The organism is uncultured Helicobacter sp. (assembly GCF_937893305.1).
In the GTDB taxonomy this organism is placed as follows: Bacteria; Campylobacterota; Campylobacteria; order Campylobacterales; family Helicobacteraceae; genus Helicobacter_D.
The window spans coordinates 13,195-28,202 of the sequence record NZ_CALBGN010000019.1 but is presented as its reverse complement, the minus strand read 5'-3'; the positions used below and the strand labels follow the sequence as shown (position 1 = coordinate 28,202).

Here is a 15,008-nt window from a genome sequence, read left to right as displayed (position 1 = left end):
GGATTCCAATGTTTTTTAGTAAATATTCTGCAAGTGGAAATGATTTTATTTTAACGCATACCTTTAAATTCCAAGAAAATGCTTGGAGGGAATTTGCAAAAAAAATTTGCCATAGACAAGAGGGGGTTGGTGCAGATGGGCTGATTATCTTAAAGCCACATACAACTTATGATTTTGAATGGGAGTTTTATAATGCTGATGGAAGTGTTGCAAAAATGTGCGGCAATGGAAGTAGAGCAGCTGCTTTGTATGCAAGGGATTTTAGACTTGCTTCAAATACGCAGAGATTTTTAACAGGTGCTGGGGTAATTAATGCGGAAATTTTTATAGACTTGGAATCCAAAATTTTAGTAGAGAGTGCATTAACACAAGCGAAGGTTTTACAAAAAAATATCCAAGAATATGGCATAAATTGGTGGCTTATTGATACGGGAGTGCCACATTTAGTGTGTGAAAATGCGCGTTTAAACAAAGAAGAATTGCGTGCTTTGCGCCATAAATATGATGCAAATGTAAATGTTGCAACATTAGAAAAAGATTGCGTTAGGGCTAGGACTTTTGAGAGAGGTGTAGAGGATGAAACATTAGCGTGTGGGACCGGAATGGCGGCAATGTTTTATTATCTTAAGGCAATACAAAAAGTTTCCAACCCCTGCTGTTTTAAGCCTGCAAGCAACGAAGAGCTATTCTTAAGAGAGCAAGATAATAGAATCTTTTTAAAAGGAAGTGTTAGAAAAATCTGTGATTTTGTGTATTAAAAAATTCTAAAGATTCCAATAAGGATAGTTAGCCAAATGGTTGTTGCTAAAAATATACTAAAATGCGGCACTAGAAGCGCAGTCTTTAGCGATTTTAGCTTGTTCTTGCCATTTTGTTGTGACTAAATCAATGCAAGCTTCAATACTTGTATTAATGGCTTCTATAATGAGAATTAAAAACAAAGCACTAACAAGCAATAAGTGTTCTACAAAAGTAATAGGAAGAAAAAAACTAAGAATTAAACAGGGAAAAATGATACAAATTTCTATTTTAAAAGCAGTTTCTCTAAATAAGAATCTGATCCCAACTAATGCATAAGATGTATTTTTGAAAAAATTATATTTAGGCTTCAAAGTTTTCCTTTTATTATGAATTGAAACATTATTATTGGTAAATCTTAGTCTTTTATCAATCGTGCCATTTCTTTAATGGCGGATTCTAAGCCTGTGAATATGGAGCGAGCAATAATACTTTGTCCAATGTTTAATTCAATGATTTCTGGGATTTGTAAAATCGGTGTGAGATTATGATAGTTTAATCCGTGTCCTGCTGCAACTTCAAGTCCTAGCCATTTCGCTTCTTTTGCGCCATCACATAAGCTAGAGATGGAATCTAAAAAGAGCGTTTTAAGTTCAGATCTTGGAATTCTTAGTGATTCTATGGTGTGATGTGTGTGAGGAAGATTAGAATTTAACATCAAATGTAAATTTGCATAAGTGCCTGTGTGAAGCTCTATCATTTGCGCGCCAACTTCTTTTGCGGCGCAAATTTGATCAATTTGTGTATCAATAAATAAAGAAACTTCTATGCAATGCTTTTTAAAAGTGCGTGTAATTTCAGAAATTCTTTCAAAATTTGCCACAACATCAAGTCCGCCTTCTGTTGTTACTTCTTGGCGATTCTCTGGCACAAGTGTAATACGATGGGGAGAGATTTTTAAAAGATAATCAAGAATATCTGGATTAATGGAGCATTCAATATTTAAAGGAAGAGCAGAAGAGTTGCGGATTTTTAGCACATCATCATCGTGGATATGGCGGCGATCTTCACGCAAATGTAAAGTAATTTGATCAGCACCCGCTCTTTTTGCTATAAATACTGCTTCAAGTGGGTCGGGGTCGTTGATTTTTCTTGCTTCGCGTAAAGTTGCAATATGATCAATATTTACTCCAAGTAACATAGCTACCCTTTATTTTGTAAAACTTCTTGGATTCTAACTAAAATTACTTTAAAATACGAAAAATTTTAAGGAGTGCACTTTGGTGATGGTGTTTGATTGTGAAACAATTTTAGATGTAGAGCTGCTTAAAAAAGGCTTTAATCAGGCATTTATTGAGCGTGAAGTTTCAATTGAACAATGTAGTGATTTAGAGCTTAGTAAGATGGCAATGGAGATTCAAAAAGAGCAGAGTGGGAGCGAGTTTTTGCCTGTGTGTTATCATCAAGTTGTAAGCATTGCAGCAGTGTTTTGTGATGAGTATGGTAAGTTTATTAAAGTTGGAAATTTTAAGCCAGTTGGCAACTCTAAAGAAGAGCGAGAAAAAAGTTTAATTCAAGCTTTTTTAGACTATCTTAATAACAAACAGCCAAAGCTTGTAAGCTATAATGGACGCGGTTTTGATATGCCAATGTTACTGTTGCGTGCGATGAAATATCGCTTAAGTGCTAATGCGTATTTTGAAGAAAATAATTCGGAATTTAATAAAAGCAAATGGGAAAATTATCGCCAAAGATATTGTGAAAGATTCCATTTAGATTTACTAGAAGCACTAGGGAATTATGGTGCAGTGCGGAATCTAAAATTAGATGTGTTGGCAAATTTAGTGGGCTTTCCGGGAAAATACGATACAAGTGGTGATATGGTGCTTGAGATGTATTATGCAGGAGAATTAGATAAAATTGACACCTACTGCCAAAGTGATGTGCTAAATACTTATGGGCTGTATTTAAATTATGAGCTTTTAAAGGGAAATTTGAGCAATGAAGAATATCTGACGATTTTAAAGGAATGGGGTGATAAGCTTACAAAAGATCCAAACACAAAAGACAAAGATTATTGTCCTATATTTTTTGATACAATTAGCGCACAATTAAAATAAGGAGAACAATGCTTTCAAAAGAGATTTTGCAATTTAGCGAAATGCGCTATGAGATTAGAGCGTATTTGTGTTTTTTACTGCAACGGAATATCAAAAACAATCTTCCACATATTGAATTAAATAAAATTATTGATGGATTGCATAAGATTGAACACGAAGTTGGGATTTTTGAACTTTTATATGTCCTTGATGCAAGTGGAACTTTAGTGTTAGATGGGATTACAAGGGATTCTACTTTAGAGTGTAAAAAGGGAGAAAATCACAATGAGCGCGCTTATTTTTATCGCGCTGTGAAAGAAAAAAAATGTATTTTAACAGATCCTTATCCCTCTCTTGCTAGTGGGAATCTTGTTGTAACCGTGTCTTATCCACTTTATAATGATAAGGGCAAGCTAGTGTATGTTGTGTGTATGGATATCCCCTTAGAGCAAACTTCTCTCCTTGTGCGTCCAGCACCGCTTTTTGGATTCTTTTCTGGTTTTGGAAAGAGTGTGTATTTTGTGATGTCTTCAGCCTTGTTTTTAGTGAGTGCCTTGCTTTTAGTAAAGGGTGGAATTAGTATGTGGGAAGGCTTATTGCGCTTCAATCGTTTAGATATTAAAGATGTGTTTGAGGCGACAATTTTAATCACGCTCTCATTGGCGATTTTTGACTTGGTGCGCGCGATTTTTGAAGAAGAGGTATTGGGGCGACAAAAATCACAGGATTCTAAAATGGTGCATAAGACAATGACACGCTTTTTGGGCTCTATTGTAATAGCACTTGCTATTGAAGCGTTAATGCTTGTGTTTAAATTTACTATTATTGAACCTGAAAAATTGATTTATGCGGTGTATTTAATTGGTGCTGTAACTTGCTTGCTTATTGGACTTGCGGTTTATATGCGTTTTACAGCAAAGTTTAAAAGAGATTAAATGCTAGGGATTGTAAATTATCAAGTGGGTAATCTTGCAAGTGTGCAAAATGCGATTGTGAAGCTTGGAGAAAAAGTACAAATTGAAGAAGATCCGCAAAATCTTAAAAATTATGATCGTTTGATTTTACCCGGAGTTGGTGCATTTGGTGATGCAATGGAGCATTTGCGCACTTCTGGTATGCAAGAAGCCTTGATAGAATTTGCAAAGAGTGGCAAACCATTACTTGGAATTTGTCTTGGAATGCAACTGCTTTTTGAAAAGAGTTATGAGTTTGGCGAACACTTTGGGCTTGGATTATTAAAAGGTGAAGTAGTGAAGTTTGATTCTGGTGAAAAAAAGATTCCACATATTGGGTGGAATCTTGTGTGTAAAAGGTTAGAATCGGATTTGTTAAAACATTTGGATTCCAACTTTTATTTGTATTTTGTGCATAGTTTTTATGTTAAAAATTTAGAAAATGCAGTTGGTGTTAGCAATTATGGAGTGGATTTTGCTTCTATTGTTCAAAAAGAGAATATTTTTGGAATCCAGCCACACCCAGAAAAATCACATAATATTGGGCTTTTGATTTTGAAAAATTTTATAAACTTATAAGGGGGAGATTGTGCAGATTATTCCAGCAATTGATTTAAAAGAAGGTTGTGCTGTGCGTCTTAGTCAAGGGGAGATGGAAAGCGCAAAAATTTACGCAAATAATCCTTTAGATTTTGCAAGACATTTTGAAGATTTAGGTGCTAAATATTTGCATATTGTGGATTTAGATGGTGCTTTTGCAGGAGAGCCTAAAAATCGTAAGATTATTGAAAGAATTTGCAAAGAATCCAAGCTTAAAATTGAAGTTGGCGGTGGAATCCGCAATGAAGAGATTATTAAAAGTTATTGCGATATAGGTGTAGAGCGCGTGATTTTGGGTTCTATTGCGCTTAAAAATCCAGAGTTTGTTCTTAAAATGGCAGAAAAATATGCAGTGGTAGTTGGGATTGATGCAAAAGATGGCAAGGTTGCAACAGAAGGTTGGGCTAAAAGCGGAAGCACACTAGCTTGGGAGTTTGCAGAGATTTTTAAAGGTAGTAAAATCAAGGCAATTATCTGCACAGATATTGCGCGTGATGGAATGCTAAATGGTGTGAATATAGATTTTACAAAAACAATTCAGCAAAAAAGCAATCTTTTTACAATTGCTAGCGGGGGGTTATCAAGCTTAGAGGATTTTAGGGAGTTAAAAAATGCTAAAATTGATGGTGTGATTGTAGGAAAAGCGTTTTATGAGGGAAAAATTGATTTAAGAGAAGTTTTTGAAAAATTTGGAGATACATAAGCGTAAATCGCATAAAACTTTAGAATTTTATTTTTTCTTATAAGAAATTATGTTAATATGCTCCGTTAATTTTTCTAATTAGAAATTTTAATTTTTAAAGGAGTTAGCTTTGAAAATGGTTGTTGTTGATGATAGTTCTACAATGCGTAGAATTATCAAAAATACCTTAGCAAGACTTGGTTATAATGATATTTTAGAAGGCGAAAATGGTGTTGAGGGCTGGGAGAAAATGAACTCTAATCCTGATGTTAAAGTTCTCATTACGGATTGGAATATGCCTGAAATGAATGGTTTAGATTTGGTTAAAAAAGTGCGTGCAGATGAACGCTTTAAAGATATTCCCATTATTATGGTTACAACAGAAGGTGGAAAAGCAGAAGTAATCACTGCATTAAAGGCTGGTGTAAATAACTATATTGTAAAGCCTTTCACGCCACAAGTTTTAAAAGAAAAATTAGAAGTCGTTCTAGGTGTAAATGACTAAAAGATGGAATCTTATTATCATTGCCTAAGCATTAAGGCTAATAATTATTTGTGGTTACTACAAGATAAAGCACTAGAGATTACCAAAGAGGCAATTGAAGAGATTGAAAATGGATTCCTTATTCGCACTGAAAAATCTAAGGAAGAGGTAGAATCTTTAAAAGCGCAGTTAAATGCCTATGCTAAAAAGATAGAAAAAATCTTTGGAGAAGCAGTTAGGCTAGAAATAGATATGAGTGTTTGCGCAAATGAGGATTGGATTGCTAAATATCGCGCTTCCATCACTCCTATTGAGTGCGGAAAATACTATATTTATCCTTCTTGGTATGCAAAAAAGGCTGATAAGATTAATGTTGTGATAGATCCAGCACTTGCCTTTGGAAGTGGGCATCACGCAAGCACTTTTGGCTGTTTAAAAGCACTAGACGCATTAGATCTTCATCACAAAAAGGTTTTAGATGTTGGTTGTGGAAGTGGCATTTTAGGCATTTGTGCAAAAAAAAGTGGTGCGATTGTATGGGCGTGTGATACTGATGAAATAGCAGTGGATTCTACAAAAGAAAATATGCAAAACAATGCTATTGTATTAGATCAAGTTTTTTTAGGTTCTTTAGATATGATTACACAAAACAGAGAATCCTTTGATATTGTTGTGGCAAATCTTTTAGCTGATATTATCGTGGCACTTCCTTTGCAGGATTTTGTAAAAATAAAAGGTTATTTGATTTTATCAGGAATTTTAGAGAAATATCTTCCAAAAGTTCTTGCTAAATTCAAAGATTTTAAAATTATCTCACAAGAAGTTAATGCAGAGTGGGCAACTTTAGTGTTACAAAAATAAAAGGATATAAATGCAAAACCCGAACAATAATAATCAAAATCCCAAAGATCAAAAACCAAATGGATTTTTTAATCAAAATCCATTAATGGTTTTTGTGATTTTTGCAATTATTGCAATTGTGGCATTTAAGATGATGTCTCCTAGTGGAGAAGTTAGCAAACTAAGTGGAGCAAGCACAACAAGAACGATTAATTATTATGAGCTTAAAAAGCTCATTGAGAATAAACAAGTGGATTTTGTTGCAATTGGACAAACAAATATCAAAGCAACCTCTGAAAATGGTGGGAGCAAGATTATCTACAATGCCCAGCGCGTCAATCCTGATAATACATTAATCCCTTTGCTTGATGAAAAAGGTGTAGAATACACAGGTTATAGTGAGAATAATTGGCTAAGTGATATGCTTTTTGGTTGGGTGTTGCCAGTGTTCATTTTCTTTGCAATTTGGATGTTTTTAGCAAATCGTATGCAAAAAAATATGGGGAGTGGAATCCTAGGGATTGGCAGCTCTAAAAAACTTGTAAATGCAGAAAAGCCAAATGTGAAATTTGAAGATATGGCAGGAAATGCAGAAGCAAAAGATGAGGTTGTAGAAGTGGTGGATTTCTTAAAAAATCCTGATCGTTATGCAACTTTAGGAGCTAAAATTCCAAAAGGTGTGCTTTTAGTAGGACCTCCGGGAACTGGAAAAACACTTTTAGCAAAAGCAGTTGCAGGAGAAGCAAATGTGCCGTTTTTTTCTGTAAGTGGAAGTAGCTTTATTGAGATGTTTGTTGGGGTTGGTGCTAGTCGTGTGCGAGATTTGTTTGAAAATGCAAAAAAAGAAGCTCCAAGCATTATTTTTATTGATGAGATTGACGCTATTGGAAAAAGCCGTGCAGCAGGAGGAATGATAAGCGGAAATGACGAAAGAGAACAAACGCTTAATCAGCTTTTGGCAGAAATGGATGGATTTAGCTCTGATGCCTCTCCTGTCATCGTTCTTGCAGCGACAAATCGTCCTGAAGTTCTTGATCCAGCCCTTTTAAGACCGGGAAGATTTGATAGACAAGTGCTAGTGGATAAGCCAGATTTTGAAGGGCGTGTTGAGATTTTAAAAGTGCATATTAAAAAGATTAAATTAGCACGCAATGTAGATTTGTTTGAGGTAGCAAAACTAACGGCGGGACTTGCAGGTGCAGATTTGGCAAATATTGTTAATGAAGCGGCATTGCTTGCTGGGCGTAATAATAAAAAAGAAGTGGAGCAAAGCGACTTTTTAGAAGCAGTTGAGAGAGGGATTGCAGGATTGGAAAAAAAATCGCGTAGAATCTCTCCAAAAGAGAAGAAAATCGTTGCTTACCACGAGAGCGGACACGCATTGATTGCAGAAATTACAAAGGGAGCAAAGAAAGTTACTAAAGTTTCTATTATCCCACGCGGACTTGCAGCACTTGGTTATACGCTTAATGCTCCAGAAGAAAATAAATATCTAATGCAGAAACACGAACTCTTAGCAGAAGTTGATGTTTTGCTTGGTGGAAGAGCTGCTGAAGCAGTGTTTTTAGGAGAAATTTCAACAGGAGCTAGCAACGATTTAGAGCGTGCGACAGATATTATTAAAGCAATGGTAAGTTATTATGGAATGACTGAAGTTGCGGGATTAATGGTGCTTGAAAAGCAGCGCAATGTGTTTTTAAATGGTGGCTTAAGTAGCACTAGAGAATATAGCGAAGAAATGGCGCAAAAAATGGATACACATATCAAAGCGGTTTTAAATGAACGCTTTGAAGCAGTTAAATCTTCATTAGAAACTTATAGGGAAGCCATTGAGAATATTGTTAAAGAATTATTTGAAAAAGAAAATATTGATGGTGAAAAAGTGCGTGAAATTATTAGGGAATATGAAGTGGCAAATAATATGGAATCACGCCTTGTTGTAGAAGAAAAAGAAGAAGCATAAGGGGCAATATGAAAACAACCACAGAACTCATCGCAAAAGAAGGTTGGAAGCCTCTAGGGGTTGCATTACTTGCATTTTTGTTTGCTTGGTTGTTGAATTGGGATTTTTTAGCTTTTGTTTTTTTGATTGTTGTTTTAAGCATAGCATATTTTTATCGGAATTTAGAACGCATTGCAGAAGATATTGCTGATGATTGTGTGTTAGCACCTTTAGATGGTGTGATTAAAAATATCCAAAATAAAGAAGATGGAATCCATTTAAGTATTAAAAAGCCCATTTGCTTTTGTGGAATGCTTAGAATGCCATTGGCTAGGCTTGGTAGAGCTGGGGAGGCTGTGGAATTAGAGCGTGTTATTGGAATCAAAAATGGAGATGAGATTATTGGAGAGCGCGTGAAGATTGCCTTTAAGCGTGATAATGAGAGCAAGAAGAGGTTGTATTTAACTTTATATCCGAAGAATTTTTCGCAACTTGTTTTGTATTTTTGGGATTTGGATTTTAAGTTAGGTGAGCGTTTGGGCTTTTTTTTAAGTGGGAATGCAGAGCTTGTAATGCCATTGAACTCGGAGTTAAAGGTAAATATTGGCGATAAGATTTATGCAGGGCAAACGCTGCTTGCAAGTTTTAAGGAATAGCAATGCGCATTGATCCGCTTTATATTCTGCCAAATCTTTTTACAGGTGCTAGCATTTATCTTGCAATTTTAGCAATTTCTTATGCGTTTATGGGGCGTTTTTCTCTTGCGTGCTGGCTTGTAATTTTGTGTTTAATCTTTGATGGTTTAGATGGGCGTGTTGCAAGACTAACAGGGACGACAAGCAAGTTTGGAGTGGAGTTTGACTCGCTAGCAGATGTTGTGGCTTTTGGTGTGGCACCAGCAATGATTTTGTTTATTTATACAGGGTTTCATTATGGAAAATTTGGAGTTGTTGTGGCTGGATTGTATGTGGTTTTTGGAGCAATCCGTTTAGCGCGCTTTAATGTTACTACAAACAATAATGAACCTAATGTTTTTATTGGGCTTCCAATCCCTGCTGCTGCGGTGTTTGTTGTTAGTTGGTTGCTTTTTGAGATTCATTTAAGTCATATGCATTTAGACTATTCTAATGATATTTTGCTATTTTTAATGATTGCAAGTCTTGCTGTTTCTCTTTTGATGGTGAGTAATATTCGTTATCCTAGCTTTAAAAAAATAAATTTAAAGAAATTTAGTTTTGGAAAAATTATTGTAGTTTTGATGTTATTTTTAGCAATTTTGTTTATTTATCCTATTTTTACGATTGTAATATTTATCTCGCTTTATGTGTGTTTTGGTCCGATACGCGCGACATATTATCTATTTGTAAAACGCTTTAATAGGGATTAGAATGCGAACAAAATTTGTCTTTTATTGTTTTAAAAATCTTTTAACGCTTTTTTTATGTTTTCCTCTGTGATTGTAAAATTTATTGATTATATACTTTTTAAGGATTTTTAATGGAAATGATTAAGATTTTTGATACAACTTTAAGAGATGGTGAGCAAAGCCCTGGTGCTTCAATGAATACGGAAGAAAAGATTAAGCTTGCTTTACAATTAGAACGCCTTGGTGTTGATGTGATAGAAGCAGGATTTGCCGCTGCAAGTCCGGGAGATTTTGAAGCAATTAGTAGAATTTCAGAAGTGGTGCAAAATAGTGCAATTTGCTCTCTAGCGCGTGCAATCCCAAAGGATATTGAACACGCAGCAAAGGCATTAGAGACGGCAAAACAAAAGCGTATTCATACTTTTATTGCTACAAGTCCTATCCATATGGAATTTAAGTTGAAAATGCAGCCTAATGAAGTGCTTAAACGTGCAGTAGAATCGGTTAAACTTGCAAAAAGTTTATGTGAAGATGTGGAGTTTAGCTGTGAAGATGCGTGCAGAAGTGATATAGGATTTTTAAAGGAAGTAGCTCTTGCTGTGATTGAAGCAGGGGCTGGAACTTTAAATCTACCAGATACAGTTGGATACCGCTTACCTGAAGAATTGGGATATATTATAAAAGAGCTTAAATCTTGTGTGGGGGAATTAGCAATCTTATCTGTGCATTGTCATAATGATTTAGGATTAGCGGTTGCAAACTCACTTGTTGGAATCCAAAATGGAGCAAGGCAATTAGAATGTACAATTAATGGGCTAGGAGAGCGTGCAGGGAATACTGCATTAGAAGAAATTGTGATGATTTTAAAAACGCGCAAGGATATTTTTGGAGATTTAGATACACGCATTAATACAAGAGAAATCTATGCTACAAGTAAGTTAGTTGCGGATATTACTGGGATTTGTCCGCAGCCTAATAAAGCCATTGTTGGAAAAAATGCTTTTGCACACGAGAGTGGAATCCATCAAGATGGAATGCTAAAACATAGAGAAACTTATGAAATTATGTCCGCAAGTGATATTGGGATTCCACAGGATAATGGTTTAGTGCTTGGAAAGCATAGTGGTAGAGCGGCGTTTAAAGATAAATTAATAAGTTTGGGATTTGATGATTTAGATAAAGATGTGCTTAATAGTGCATTTGAGAAATTTAAAGTGTTGTGTGATAAGAAAAAGGAAGTGTATGATGAAGATATTCGCGCACTTTTAACCGAAGAAGCAACAAAGATCCCACAAATCTTTGAGCTACTTTCTGTGCAGATTAGTAGTGATTCTAATGGGGTGCCTTATGCTGCAATTTCTATCCAAAAAGATGGCAATAGCCGCATTGATGCAGCTATTGGTAATGGAAGTGTAGATGCAATTTTAAAAACAATTGATAGAATTAGCGGCTATAATGGAATCTTAAAAGATTACAAAGTGGAAGCGGTAAGTGAGGGCAAAGATGCGCTTGCAAAAGTTGTCGTTAAAGTGGAATTTGAAGCAAGTCAGCCCGCATTTATTGGACACGGATTGCATTTGGATACTTTACAAGCAACTGCTAAAGCTTATATTGGCGCATTAAATAGTTATTTATCAATGTCTTCTTTAGTGGCTAAATAATGGAGAAACCTTGAAACAAAACTTAGAAATCACACCAGAAGCGTTGTTTTATGAAAGAAGGCGTTTTTTAAAATTGGGTGCTGGGACTTTAGTGAGTGCTTTGGCAACAGATAATCTTTTAGCGGCTGTATTAAAAGAACAAGAGCTAAAATTTAAAGCAATGAGTGCGCAAGATGCGTTTGTTTTAAATGGGGAATATTTGGATCTTACAAGAGAAGAAATTGCTACAAGTTATAATAATTTTTATGAATTTGGTTTTTCTAAAACAGATCCTAAAAACAAAGCACACATATTAAAGACTTCGCCTTGGGAGATTCGCATTGAAGGAGAAGTGCAAAAACCCTTTAAGATCTCTTATGAAGATTTATTAAAACAGGTGCATTTGGTAGAAAGAGTGTATAGATTTCGTTGCGTTGAGGCTTGGAGTATGGTAATCCCTTGGGTTGGCTTTGAGCTTAGGGAATTAATAGAACTCGCAAAACCAAATAGTAATGCAAAATATCTACGTTTTACAACTTTATATGATCCTAAGCAGTTTCCTATGCAGGGTCCTATGCAATTGCTTGACTTTCCCTATAAAGAAGTGTTGCGTTTTGATGAAGCAATGCACCCTTTGACACTTATGGCAGTTGGAATGTATAAAAAGCCACTTCCGCCACAAAATGGCGCACCTTTGCGCTTAGTTGTGCCTTGGAAATATGGATATAAGTCTATCAAAAGCATTGATAAGATTGAGTTTTTAAAAGAGAAGCCTATTTCTACTTGGGAAGATGAAAATCCTAAAGAATACGGATTTTATGGTAATGTAGATCCTGAAGTTTCACATCCTAGATGGTCACAAAAAAGTGAGCGTATAATTGGGAAGCGCGGACAGATTCCAACTCTATATCTTAATGGCTATGCTAAAGAAGTGGAGCATTTTTATGTAGGCTTAGATCGCACAAAGCTTTATTAATGCGCAGTCTTTTAGGGTTCTGTATTGTTTTAGCTACTATTATATTTGGTTATTATGGAATCTTAAATGTAGAAAATCAAGTGCTATATGGAATTTATTTTTCTTTTGAAATGCTTTATGATTACACGGGTTGGTTTTCTTTTGGCTTGCTCTTTTTTGGACTTTGGTTACCAAGTCCTTATGGAAAAGTTTTTGGAGTCTTAGCTTTTGTAGCGGCGCTTTGGCATTTTTTGATTTTTGTGCATTTAGATTTTGGAGGAGAAATTGCACCAATGGTGCAAAAGATTTTTTCTGAAAAGCATTTAATTGTTGGAGGGATTGGTTTTTTGGCGATGCTGTTCGCCTTTTTGGCGTCTTTATTGCAGATTTTTAGACGCTTTAGAGTCAGTTTTCTTGTGTATTTGGCTGTGTTTTTTGGGGTTTTGCATATTGTGATGTTGCAAAAAGTTTTAAGCTCTTTGTATTATGCTTTGTTCGCAATTGCCTTATGTGCCTTAGCCTTCAAGCTATGGAGAGCTAAAGGTGCATTGAAGGATTTGTAAAGAGTTTAGAAGTTGAATAACTCTGCAACAATAGCAAAGATTTCACTAGCAGCAACAACGAGTTCCGCACTATTTTTGTATCAGATAGAATTGGGCGGATTTTAGCAAGAGAGAGATTGTTAGAAGTGTTTTTAGATTCTAATTTTGTTGTTGTTTTTTGTGTTTTGATTTTTTCGGTAAATCCTTCAATAATATCTAAAATTTCTTGGACTTCCTTCTTAGAATAAGCCTTTGCCTTTGCACTAAAATCTAAATAGAGATTCTCTCTTGTGCGTGTTAGGAGAACATAAGCTTTGCGATAAAGCAAGTCCTTTTCGTTGTTTTGTGTAATGTTTAAGAAATTTACAAATCCGTGAATAATAATATTTTGTGCTTCAAGTCCTTTAATGCCTTGAATTGCCATTGCTTTTATATCTGTTCTTTGGATAGATTTTAAGAGCGCATTGATGTGATTAATGTTGATTACTATAAGTTAGAACAATATTGTTTTCTGCTTGGGGCAGGTTTTGTAGTAGTGATTTTAGATGATCGTCATTAGATAGATTTTGTAGATGAATTTCTTCTGCTTTTAAAATACAATTAATATCATTAGTAAAATTACCTTTAAGATAATAAGATTTTTTATAATATTCATTTAGACTCTTGTTTTTGTTTAGAATTTCAAAAGTGCACATTGCGATGTTTGATGGGAATCTATATACATTTTTAAGTTTTTAACGCATTCTTGCATTGAAAATTTTTCAAATTTAAAATGATGAAAAATTTGTGCAATGTTTTGCATTGGATAAGAATAGAATCTTTGTGCTTCATCAATAAAGAAGACACAATATTTGATTTCTTTATAGACAATGCTCATAAACCCTTCTAGTATATCTTGCGTTTCATCACAAAGCATATAATCTTGTTGATAGAGAGATTTTTTGCGAATTAACTCTAAAGAATTCCAATTTTTTACTTCAATAATATAAATCCCTAAAGTTGGGTGCAGTGAAAGTAAATCAATCTTATAAATGATTCCATTGCTTTCTAGCTTTGCTTTTGGGATAAGATAGTAGTTGTCTTTATTGTCGCTTTTTAGAATAAAAGAGATGGAATCGCAAACATAACTTTCACATGGCTTTAAAAAGATTTATACAAGATCTGGTGTGTAAAATTATGTTTTTCTTTAAGTATGTTTAGGTAAAATGCGCGGAATTTTTTTAAAATCAAAAGGTAGATTATGAGTGGAATTTTGTTGGTTTTGCAATTTGTGCTTGCAATTTTAATCACCATTGTTGTGATGATGCAAAAAAGTTCAAGCATTGGGCTTGGAGCATATAGTGGAAGTAATGAGAGTTTGTTTGGGGCAAAGGGTCCAGCTGGGTTTTTAGCAAAGCTTACTTTTGGGTTTGGCTTGCTTTTTGTGTTAAATACTATTGCGCTTGGGTATCTTTATATGCAAGATGCAAAGCGTTCTATTGTCGATGGAGTGGAAATTCCAGCAACTCCTGCTGTGCCTGCTGTGCCTGCTACAACGCAAACCCCCACGACTGATCCGCAAAATACGGAATCTAAATAAAGGAATCTTATGGAAGCGATTTACACACACACAAAAGAAGCGATGGATAAAAGCATTGAAGCGATGAAAAAAGAGTTTGGAACTTTGCGTAGCGGAAAAGTCTCCGTGTCTATTCTTGATTCCATTCGTATTGATTATTATGATACACCAACTCCGCTTAATCAAGTTGGTTCTGTTATTGCTCAAGATGCAAGCACGATTGTGATTACTCCTTGGGAGAAAAATTTACTAAAAGACATTGAAAGAGCAATTCAAGAAGCAAATATAGGGGTAAATCCAAATAATGATGGTGAAACAATTAAACTCTTTTTTCCTCCAATGACAAGTGAGCAAAGAAAGGAGATTGCAAAAGAAGCAAAGAATATCGGCGAAAAAGCAAAAGTGGCAATTCGCAATATTAGAAAAGATTCTAATGATAAGATTAAAAAATTAGAAAAAGATAAAGAAATTAGTGAAGATGAATCTAAAAAAGGGCAAGATGAGATTCAAAAATTCACTGATAATGCTACAAAAAAAATTGATGAATTAGTAAAACATAAAGAAGAAGATTTATTGAAAATCTAGTTGGAATCTAAAATTTAAGGAATT

19 protein-coding genes and 2 pseudogenes are annotated in these 15,008 nt (G+C 34.9%); 15 read left to right on the top strand and 6 right to left on the bottom strand.

What is annotated here, in order from left to right:
* The first annotated feature begins 8 nt into the window (after positions 1-8).
* Complete coding sequence (gene dapF / locus Q0358_RS07030) at positions 9-758, top strand: diaminopimelate epimerase (RefSeq protein WP_299549378.1); 750 nt, start codon at positions 9-11, stop codon at positions 756-758.
* On the opposite strand, the pseudogene Q0358_RS07025 reads toward dapF, so the two are convergent.
* Positions 755-1,112, bottom strand: a pseudogene (locus tag Q0358_RS07025) (diacylglycerol kinase). The gene dapF and the pseudogene Q0358_RS07025 sit on opposite strands and share 4 nt — an antisense overlap.
* A gap of 44 nt (positions 1,113-1,156) precedes the next feature.
* Entirely contained in the window at positions 1,157-1,939 is a 783-nt protein-coding gene (locus Q0358_RS07020; RefSeq protein ID WP_299549375.1) for a pyridoxine 5'-phosphate synthase, read from the bottom strand.
* Positions 1,940-2,024: 85 nt separating this feature from the next.
* Between Q0358_RS07020 and Q0358_RS07015 the strand changes: the two genes are divergently transcribed.
* The 12 genes from Q0358_RS07015 to Q0358_RS06960 all read left to right on the top strand — a co-directional run bounded on the left by Q0358_RS07015 (position 2,025) and on the right by Q0358_RS06960 (position 12,862).
* Entirely contained in the window at positions 2,025-2,858 is an 834-nt protein-coding gene (locus Q0358_RS07015; protein WP_299549653.1) for a 3'-5' exonuclease, read from the top strand.
* An 8-nt stretch (positions 2,859-2,866) separates the two neighbouring features.
* Positions 2,867-3,772 carry a PDC sensor domain-containing protein gene (locus tag Q0358_RS07010; RefSeq protein ID WP_299549372.1) on the top strand — a complete coding sequence of 302 codons (906 nt, stop codon included), beginning with the start codon at positions 2,867-2,869 and terminating at the stop codon, positions 3,770-3,772.
* Positions 3,773-4,369, top strand: a complete 597-nt coding sequence (gene hisH, locus Q0358_RS07005; protein WP_299549369.1) for an imidazole glycerol phosphate synthase subunit HisH — start codon at positions 3,773-3,775, stop codon at positions 4,367-4,369.
* Between the two features lie 10 nt (positions 4,370-4,379).
* A complete protein-coding gene (gene hisA, locus Q0358_RS07000; RefSeq protein ID WP_299549366.1) occupies positions 4,380-5,093 on the top strand; it encodes a 1-(5-phosphoribosyl)-5-[(5-phosphoribosylamino)methylideneamino]imidazole-4-carboxamide isomerase in 714 nt (237 codons plus the stop codon).
* A 109-nt stretch (positions 5,094-5,202) separates the two neighbouring features.
* Positions 5,203-5,577 carry a chemotaxis response regulator CheY gene (locus Q0358_RS06995; protein WP_291030379.1) on the top strand — a complete coding sequence of 125 codons (375 nt, stop codon included), beginning with the start codon at positions 5,203-5,205 and terminating at the stop codon, positions 5,575-5,577.
* Between the two features lie 3 nt (positions 5,578-5,580).
* Positions 5,581-6,417 carry a 50S ribosomal protein L11 methyltransferase gene (locus tag Q0358_RS06990; RefSeq protein ID WP_299549362.1) on the top strand — a complete coding sequence of 279 codons (837 nt, stop codon included), beginning with the start codon at positions 5,581-5,583 and terminating at the stop codon, positions 6,415-6,417.
* A 10-nt stretch (positions 6,418-6,427) separates the two neighbouring features.
* Positions 6,428-8,359 carry an ATP-dependent zinc metalloprotease FtsH gene (gene ftsH / locus Q0358_RS06985; RefSeq protein ID WP_299549359.1) on the top strand — a complete coding sequence of 644 codons (1,932 nt, stop codon included), beginning with the start codon at positions 6,428-6,430 and terminating at the stop codon, positions 8,357-8,359.
* An 8-nt stretch (positions 8,360-8,367) separates the two neighbouring features.
* Complete coding sequence (locus tag Q0358_RS06980; protein ID WP_299549356.1) at positions 8,368-8,994, top strand: hypothetical protein; 627 nt, start codon at positions 8,368-8,370, stop codon at positions 8,992-8,994.
* 2 nt (positions 8,995-8,996) lie between these two features.
* Positions 8,997-9,725: a CDP-diacylglycerol--serine O-phosphatidyltransferase gene (pssA, locus tag Q0358_RS06975; RefSeq protein ID WP_299549353.1), complete on the top strand. Its 729-nt coding sequence runs from the start codon at positions 8,997-8,999 to the stop codon at positions 9,723-9,725.
* Positions 9,726-9,835: 110 nt separating this feature from the next.
* Positions 9,836-11,365: a 2-isopropylmalate synthase gene (locus Q0358_RS06970; RefSeq protein ID WP_299549350.1), complete on the top strand. Its 1,530-nt coding sequence runs from the start codon at positions 9,836-9,838 to the stop codon at positions 11,363-11,365.
* A 10-nt stretch (positions 11,366-11,375) separates the two neighbouring features.
* Entirely contained in the window at positions 11,376-12,320 is a 945-nt protein-coding gene (gene msrP, locus Q0358_RS06965; protein WP_299549347.1) for a protein-methionine-sulfoxide reductase catalytic subunit MsrP, read from the top strand.
* A complete protein-coding gene (locus Q0358_RS06960) occupies positions 12,320-12,862 on the top strand; it encodes a hypothetical protein (RefSeq protein WP_299549344.1) in 543 nt (180 codons plus the stop codon). The genes msrP and Q0358_RS06960 overlap by 1 nt, the downstream gene beginning before the upstream one ends.
* On the opposite strand, the gene Q0358_RS06955 is transcribed toward Q0358_RS06960, so the two are convergent.
* The 4 genes and pseudogenes from Q0358_RS06955 to Q0358_RS08440 form a co-directional block, all read right to left on the bottom strand.
* Positions 12,837-13,265 carry a hypothetical protein gene (locus Q0358_RS06955; protein ID WP_299549341.1) on the bottom strand — a complete coding sequence of 143 codons (429 nt, stop codon included), beginning with the start codon at positions 13,263-13,265 and terminating at the stop codon, positions 12,837-12,839. The genes Q0358_RS06960 and Q0358_RS06955 overlap by 26 nt on opposite strands.
* Before the next feature lie 49 nt (positions 13,266-13,314).
* Positions 13,315-13,536, bottom strand: coding sequence for a hypothetical protein (locus Q0358_RS06950; RefSeq protein ID WP_299549338.1), 222 nt, complete (start codon positions 13,534-13,536; stop codon positions 13,315-13,317).
* Positions 13,515-13,718 (bottom strand): hypothetical protein, encoded by a 204-nt coding sequence (locus tag Q0358_RS06945; protein ID WP_299549335.1) that lies wholly within the window; start codon positions 13,716-13,718, stop codon positions 13,515-13,517. Before Q0358_RS06945 ends, Q0358_RS06950 begins: the two co-directional genes overlap by 22 nt.
* 60 nt (positions 13,719-13,778) lie before the next feature.
* Positions 13,779-13,943, bottom strand: a pseudogene (locus Q0358_RS08440) (NERD domain-containing protein); the annotation flags it as partial.
* Between the two features lie 138 nt (positions 13,944-14,081).
* Here Q0358_RS08440 and secG point away from each other — a divergent pair.
* Entirely contained in the window at positions 14,082-14,420 is a 339-nt protein-coding gene (gene secG, locus Q0358_RS06940; RefSeq protein ID WP_299549332.1) for a preprotein translocase subunit SecG, read from the top strand.
* A 9-nt stretch (positions 14,421-14,429) separates the two neighbouring features.
* Positions 14,430-14,984: a ribosome recycling factor gene (gene frr / locus Q0358_RS06935; RefSeq protein ID WP_299549328.1), complete on the top strand. Its 555-nt coding sequence runs from the start codon at positions 14,430-14,432 to the stop codon at positions 14,982-14,984.
* Positions 14,985-15,008: the final 24 nt, after the last annotated feature.

What these genes read in the sequence shown, in the direction of transcription:
- Q0358_RS06970 (WP_299549350.1), top strand. Translation starts at nt 9,836, where the DNA reads ATGGAAATGATTAAGATTTTTGATACAACTTTAAGAGATGGTGAGCAA.
- hisH (WP_299549369.1), top strand. Translation starts at nt 3,773, where the DNA reads ATGCTAGGGATTGTAAATTATCAAGTGGGTAATCTTGCAAGTGTGCAA.
- Q0358_RS06960 (WP_299549344.1), top strand. Translation starts at nt 12,320, where the DNA reads ATGCGCAGTCTTTTAGGGTTCTGTATTGTTTTAGCTACTATTATATTT.
- Q0358_RS06955 (WP_299549341.1), bottom strand. Translation starts at nt 13,265, where the DNA reads ATGGCAATTCAAGGCATTAAAGGACTTGAAGCACAAAATATTATTATT.
- Q0358_RS06945 (WP_299549335.1), bottom strand. Translation starts at nt 13,718, where the DNA reads ATGAGCATTGTCTATAAAGAAATCAAATATTGTGTCTTCTTTATTGAT.
- pssA (WP_299549353.1), top strand. Translation starts at nt 8,997, where the DNA reads ATGCGCATTGATCCGCTTTATATTCTGCCAAATCTTTTTACAGGTGCT.
- secG (WP_299549332.1), top strand. Translation starts at nt 14,082, where the DNA reads ATGAGTGGAATTTTGTTGGTTTTGCAATTTGTGCTTGCAATTTTAATC.
- ftsH (WP_299549359.1), top strand. Translation starts at nt 6,428, where the DNA reads ATGCAAAACCCGAACAATAATAATCAAAATCCCAAAGATCAAAAACCA.
- Q0358_RS07010 (WP_299549372.1), top strand. Translation starts at nt 2,867, where the DNA reads ATGCTTTCAAAAGAGATTTTGCAATTTAGCGAAATGCGCTATGAGATT.
- Q0358_RS06980 (WP_299549356.1), top strand. Translation starts at nt 8,368, where the DNA reads ATGAAAACAACCACAGAACTCATCGCAAAAGAAGGTTGGAAGCCTCTA.
- Q0358_RS06990 (WP_299549362.1), top strand. Translation starts at nt 5,581, where the DNA reads ATGGAATCTTATTATCATTGCCTAAGCATTAAGGCTAATAATTATTTG.
- Q0358_RS07015 (WP_299549653.1), top strand. Translation starts at nt 2,025, where the DNA reads ATGGTGTTTGATTGTGAAACAATTTTAGATGTAGAGCTGCTTAAAAAA.
- dapF (WP_299549378.1), top strand. Translation starts at nt 9, where the DNA reads ATGTTTTTTAGTAAATATTCTGCAAGTGGAAATGATTTTATTTTAACG.
- Q0358_RS07020 (WP_299549375.1), bottom strand. Translation starts at nt 1,939, where the DNA reads ATGTTACTTGGAGTAAATATTGATCATATTGCAACTTTACGCGAAGCA.
- Q0358_RS06950 (WP_299549338.1), bottom strand. Translation starts at nt 13,536, where the DNA reads ATGTGCACTTTTGAAATTCTAAACAAAAACAAGAGTCTAAATGAATAT.
- frr (WP_299549328.1), top strand. Translation starts at nt 14,430, where the DNA reads ATGGAAGCGATTTACACACACACAAAAGAAGCGATGGATAAAAGCATT.